Below are 5,718 nucleotides of genomic sequence, written 5' to 3'. Positions count from 1 at the left end.
GTCCAGCCTGAGCCGAGCGCCCAGGTGGCCGCAGACGCCGAACCAGTCGCCGAGGAGGAGCCGGAGTCGCGGCTGATCCTGGAGACTCCGACCTCGAGCACGGCCGAGCCCGCCGACTACCTGCCGCTGTTCGTCGCTCCGCAGCCTGTGCGTGCGGACAAGATCAGCAGCAGCGACGAGGGCGACAGTGACGACGATGACGACTCCGACGACGATGACGGCTCGGACTCCGATGATGACGCCGATCGCCCGGCTGCCAAACGCCGCAGGCGTGGGCGCCGGGGTCGGGGCCGTGGCCGTGGGGAGCAGAACGGGGACGATTCCGCTTCCGACGCCGAGGGTGACACGTCGGCTGACGGGGACCAGTCCGAGTCCGACGACGAGAGTGACAGCGACGACGACAGCGGCGACGACGGTTCGGGCGCCGATGGCGGCAAGACCCGCCGACGCCGCCGCCGGCGCCGCAAGTCCGGGTCGGGCGACGACAACGAGGGCGGCACCGCGCCCGACGATCCGCCCAACACGGTGGTGCACGAACGTCCGCCCCGACGCGCCAAGGGCGGCGGCGACGGTTCCTCGTCGAACAACGAGATCCAGGGGATCAGCGGGTCCACCCGGTTGGAGGCCAAGCGGCAGCGGCGCAGAGATGGCCGCGATGCCGGTCGCCGTCGGCCCCCGATCCTGAGCGAGGCCGAGTTCCTGGCTCGCCGCGAAGCCGTCGAGCGGACCATGATCGTGCGCGACAAAGTGCGCACCGAACCGCCGCACGAAGGCGCCCGCTACACGCAGATCGCCGTCCTCGAGGACGGTGTCGTCGTCGAACACTTCGTCACCTCAGCGGCCTCGGCGTCGCTGGTCGGCAACATCTACCTCGGCATCGTGCAGAACGTGCTGCCCTCGATGGAAGCCGCGTTCGTCGACATCGGTCGCGGCCGCAACGGTGTGCTGTACGCAGGCGAGGTCAACTGGGAGGCCGCCGGCCTCGGTGGCGCGCAGCGCAAGATCGAGCAGGCGCTCAAACCCGGCGACTATGTCGTCGTCCAGGTCAGCAAGGATCCCGTGGGCCACAAGGGCGCCCGGCTGACCACCCAGATCTCGCTGGCCGGCCGTTACCTGGTGTACGTGCCCGGCGCGTCGTCCACCGGCATCAGCCGAAAGCTGCCCGACACGGAACGTCAGCGGCTCAAGGAGATCCTGCGTGAAGTGGTTCCCTCGGATGCGGGCGTCATCATCCGCACCGCCTCCGAAGGGGTCAAGGAAGAGGACATCCGCACCGACGTCGACCGGCTTCAGGAGCGCTGGAATGAGATCGACGCCCGGGCGACCGAGACCAAGAACAAAGCCGCAGGTGCCGCCGTCGCTCTCTACGAAGAGCCGGACGTGCTGGTCAAAGTGATCCGTGACCTGTTCAACGAGGACTTCACGGGGCTGATCGTCGCCGGCGAGGATTCGTGGAAGACGATCACCGATTACGTCAACGCGGTGGCCCCGGAGTTGCTCCCGCGGATGACGAAGTACGAGCCCGCGTCGGCCGACGGCCCTGATGTCTTCGCCGTGCACCGGATCGACGAGCAGCTCGCCAAGGCGCTGGACCGCAAGGTGTGGCTGCCGTCGGGCGGCACGCTGGTGATCGATCGCACCGAGGCGATGACGGTCGTCGACGTCAACACCGGCAAGTTCACCGGATCGGGCGGCAACCTGGAGCAGACCGTCACCCGCAACAATCTCGAAGCAGCCGAGGAGATCGTCCGGCAGCTGCGACTGCGTGACATCGGCGGCATCATCGTCATCGACTTCATCGACATGGTGTTGGAGAACAACCGCGACCTCGTGCTGCGCAGGCTGACCGAAGCGTTGGCCCGTGATCGCACTCGCCACCAGGTGTCGGAGGTGACGTCTTTGGGGCTGGTGCAGTTGACCCGCAAGAAGCTCGGCACCGGGCTGATCGAAGCGTTCTCGACCACCTGCTCGCACTGCGCCGGCCGCGGCATCATGCTGCACGGCGATCCCGTCGACTCCGGATCGACTGCGGGACGCAAGTCCGATTCCGGAGGCGGCGGCAACGGTGGTGGTGGCGGCGGAGGCGGCCGCCGCAGCAAGCGCGGCAAACGTGGTGCACGAGATGCGCAGGAAGTGCCCGTCGTCAAGGTGCCGGCGCACTCTCCCGGTGAGCACCCGATGTTCAAGGCGATGGCCGCGGCGAACGGCAAGCACGACGACGACGAGGACACCGAGGACGCCACCGAGGGCGCCGACGAGGTCGCCGAATTCGATCCCGAAGCGATCCGCGACGCCGTCATCGACGACGCCGACGACGATGATGACTCGGACGACGACGACGACGACGACGATGACTCGGACGACGACGACTCGGACGACGACGACTCGGACGACGACGATGATGACTCCGACGACGACGAAGACAGCGATGAGATCGACCTCGATGATGATGACGACGAAGACGAGGACGACATCGAGGTTCTCGACGAGTCGGACGACGACGACGACTCAGACGAGGACGACGAGCCTGAACAGCCTGCCGCCGCCGCTCGCAGCGGCAGGCACCGACGGCGCGCCGCGGCCCGACCCGCGGGCCCGCCGGCGGTTTGACCCTCTACCCGCTGGTCACGTAACCTTGAGCAGTTGTCTCCAGGGCCTACCCCTGGCCGGCGGGAGACAGTAGGAAGTCCCGAGACTGTGTTCGCGCAGGTACTCGGTTCACCTGCGCCCCAGACCCGCACGCACACCCCAGGTGCTGCGCGCCCGCACGCGAAGTAGAGGATGACCATCGATGGCAGCCGAATCAGCCACGTACGCGATCGTGAAGACCGGTGGCAAGCAGTACAAGGTCGCCGCCGGTGACATCGTCAAGGTGGAGAAGCTCGACGTCGAGCCCGGGGGCACGGTCTCGTTGCCGGTCGCTCTGGTCGTCGAGGGCTCGAAGGTGACCACTGACGCCAAGGCGTTGGAGAAGGTCGCGGTCACCGGCGAGATCCTCGAGCACACCAAGGGCCCGAAGATCCGGATTCACAAGTTCAAGAACAAGACCGGTTATCACAAGCGCCAAGGCCACCGTCAGCAGCTGACGGTGCTCAAGGTCACCGGCATCAAGTAACGACGGGAGCGGCAGAAATGGCACACAAGAAGGGCGCTTCCAGCTCACGCAACGGTCGCGACTCCAACGCGCAGCGTCTGGGAGTCAAGCGATTCGGCGGCCAGGTCGTCAAGGCCGGCGAGATCCTGGTCCGGCAGCGCGGCACTCACTTCCACCCCGGCGACAACGTCGGTCGTGGCGGCGACGACACGCTGTTCGCCACGGCGCCCGGCGCCGTCGAGTTCGGCAAGAAGCGCGGACGCAAGTTCGTCAACGTCGTCCGGGTCGCACGCGTCGACGCGTAGGTTCCTCTCCACCGTCGAGATCGGCGTTTTGCAGAGGGGCTCTGGCGCTTCGTAGGCAAAACGTAGGTTTCGTGATGGAAAGGAATTCCGATGACCCGGTTCATCGACCGCGTCGTCGTTCACGCGCGGGCAGGCAACGGCGGAAACGGCTGCGCCTCGGTCCACCGTGAGAAGTTCAAGCCGCTCGGTGGCCCCGACGGTGGCAACGGCGGACGCGGCGGCAGCATCGTGTTCGTCGTCGATCCGCAGGTCCACACCTTGCTGGACTTCCACTTTCATCCCCACGTGGTCGCCCCGTCGGGCAAACAGGGTGCGGGCAACAATCGTGACGGAGCCGCAGGCGCCGACCTGGAGGTGATGGTGCCCGACGGCACCGTCGTCCTCGACGAGCGCGGCCGCATGCTGGCCGATCTGGTCGGCGCAGGCACGCGCTTCGACGCTGCCACCGGCGGCAGGGGCGGTCTGGGCAACGCAGCGCTGGCGTCGCGTGCCCGCAAGGCCCCCGGCTTCGCACTCCTCGGCGAAAAGGGGGAGATCCGCGATCTCACCCTGGAACTCAAGACCGTGGCCGACGTCGGCCTGGTCGGCTTCCCTTCGGCGGGTAAGTCGTCGCTGGTGTCGGCCATCTCTGCGGCAAAACCCAAGATCGCCGACTACCCGTTCACCACGTTGGCGCCGAACCTCGGCGTGGTTTCCGCGGGAGATCACACCTTCACCGTCGCTGACGTTCCCGGGCTCATTCCCGGCGCCTCCGAGGGGCGCGGGCTCGGACTGGACTTCCTGCGTCACCTCGAGCGGTGCGCGGTCCTGGTGCACGTCGTGGATTGTGCGACGCTCGAACCCGGCCGCGACCCCGTCTCCGACATCGAGGCGCTCGAGGCCGAACTCGCGGCCTACACGCCGACATTGCAAGGGGATTCGGCGCTGGGCGATCTCGCCGAACGTCCGCGGGCTGTGGTGCTCAACAAGATCGACGTTCCCGAGGCCCGGGAACTCGCCGACTTCGTCCGCGAGGATGTCTACGGCAAGTTCGGCTGGCCCGTCTACGAGGTGTCGACGGTGGCCCGGGAGGGTCTGCGGCCCCTGACATTCGCGCTGTGGGAGATGGTGTCCGCCTACCGCGCTTCCCAACCCGAGGTGGTCCCTCGCCGCCCGGTGATCAGGCCGGTGGCCGTCGACGACAGCGGGTTCACCGTCGAGGCGGACGGTATGGGCGGTTTCGTCGTTCGGGGGACCCGGCCGCAACGTTGGGTAGCGCAGACCAACTTCGACAACGACGAGGCGGTCGGTTACCTGGGGGATCGACTTGCGCGTCTCGGTGTCGAAGACCAGTTGCTGAAGCTCGGCGCCCGGCCCGGGTGTGCTGTGACCATCGGCGACATGACGTTCGACTGGGAGCCCCAGACCCCGGCGGGCGTGGACATGCAGATGTCCGGTCGCGGCACCGATATCCGGCTCGAGCAGACCGACCGGGTGTCGGCCGACGAGCGCAAGGCAGCACGCAAGGCGCGACGGGAAACCGGAGAAGACGGAAGCGATGAGCGCTAGCGCGAAGAGCAGACTGCCGTGAGTACCGACCGAGCCGAATGGGCGGACTCCGTTCACCGAGAAGCTGTTCGCTCCGCGCGTTCGGTCGTCGTCAAGATCGGCACCACGGCGCTGACCACCCCGTCCGGCGAGTTCGACGCGAGCCGATTGCAGATCCTCGCCGACGCGATCGAAGCGCGAATGCAGGCTGGATCCGACGTGGTGATCGTGTCGTCCGGCGCGATCGCCGCGGGCATCGAGCCACTGGGGTTGAGCAGGCGGCCGACAGATCTGGCCACCAAGCAGGCGGCGGCCAGCGTCGGACAGGTAGCGCTGGTCAACTCCTGGAGCGCGGCCTTCGGGCGCTACAACCGCACGGTGGGGCAGGTGCTGCTGACAGCGCACGACATCTCGTTGCGGGTGCAGCACACCAACGCTCAACGCACCCTGGATCGGCTTCGGGCGCTGCACGCGGTGGGGATCGTCAACGAGAACGACACCGTGGCCACCAACGAGATCAGATTCGGTGACAATGACCGACTCTCGGCGCTGGTCGCCCACCTGGTGGGGGCGGACGCGCTGGTACTGCTCAGTGATATCGACGGACTCTACGACGGCGATCCGCGCAAGGCGTCCCCGGACAATCCGGCACGCTTCATCCCGGAGGTCGACGGTCCCGCCGACCTCGCTGGTGTGACGGCCGGACGCGGCAGCCACCTGGGCACCGGCGGCATGGTGTCGAAGCTGTCGTCAGCCCTGTTGGCCGCCGATGCCGGCGTGCCGGTGCTGCTG

At 67.5% G+C, this 5,718-nt stretch carries 5 protein-coding genes; all 5 read left to right on the top strand.

What is annotated here, in order from left to right:
- Positions 1–2,610 (top strand): ribonuclease E (gene rne, locus WA965_RS15375; RefSeq protein WP_526447750.1); only part of this gene is annotated, 2,610 nt, incomplete at its 5' end.
- A 181-nt stretch (positions 2,611–2,791) separates the two neighbouring features.
- Complete coding sequence (rplU, locus tag WA965_RS15370; protein ID WP_178356906.1) at positions 2,792–3,115, top strand: 50S ribosomal protein L21; 324 nt, start codon at positions 2,792–2,794, stop codon at positions 3,113–3,115.
- Positions 3,116–3,132: 17 nt separating this feature from the next.
- Entirely contained in the window at positions 3,133–3,399 is a 267-nt protein-coding gene (gene rpmA, locus WA965_RS15365) for a 50S ribosomal protein L27 (protein WP_178356905.1), read from the top strand.
- A gap of 90 nt (positions 3,400–3,489) precedes the next feature.
- Positions 3,490–4,947, top strand: a complete 1,458-nt coding sequence (gene obgE, locus WA965_RS15360) for a GTPase ObgE (protein WP_526294338.1) — start codon at positions 3,490–3,492, stop codon at positions 4,945–4,947.
- Positions 4,948–4,965: 18 nt separating this feature from the next.
- On the top strand, positions 4,966–5,718 hold a 753-nt coding region (gene proB, locus WA965_RS15355), incomplete at its 3' end, for a glutamate 5-kinase (protein WP_526447748.1).

The sequence above is a fragment of the Mycobacterium sp. genome, from assembly GCF_049683935.1.
GTDB lineage: Bacteria > Actinomycetota > Actinomycetes > Mycobacteriales > Mycobacteriaceae > Mycobacterium.
The sequence above is the reverse complement of the archived record's forward strand: the minus strand, read 5'-3'. Positions and strand labels throughout refer to the sequence as shown.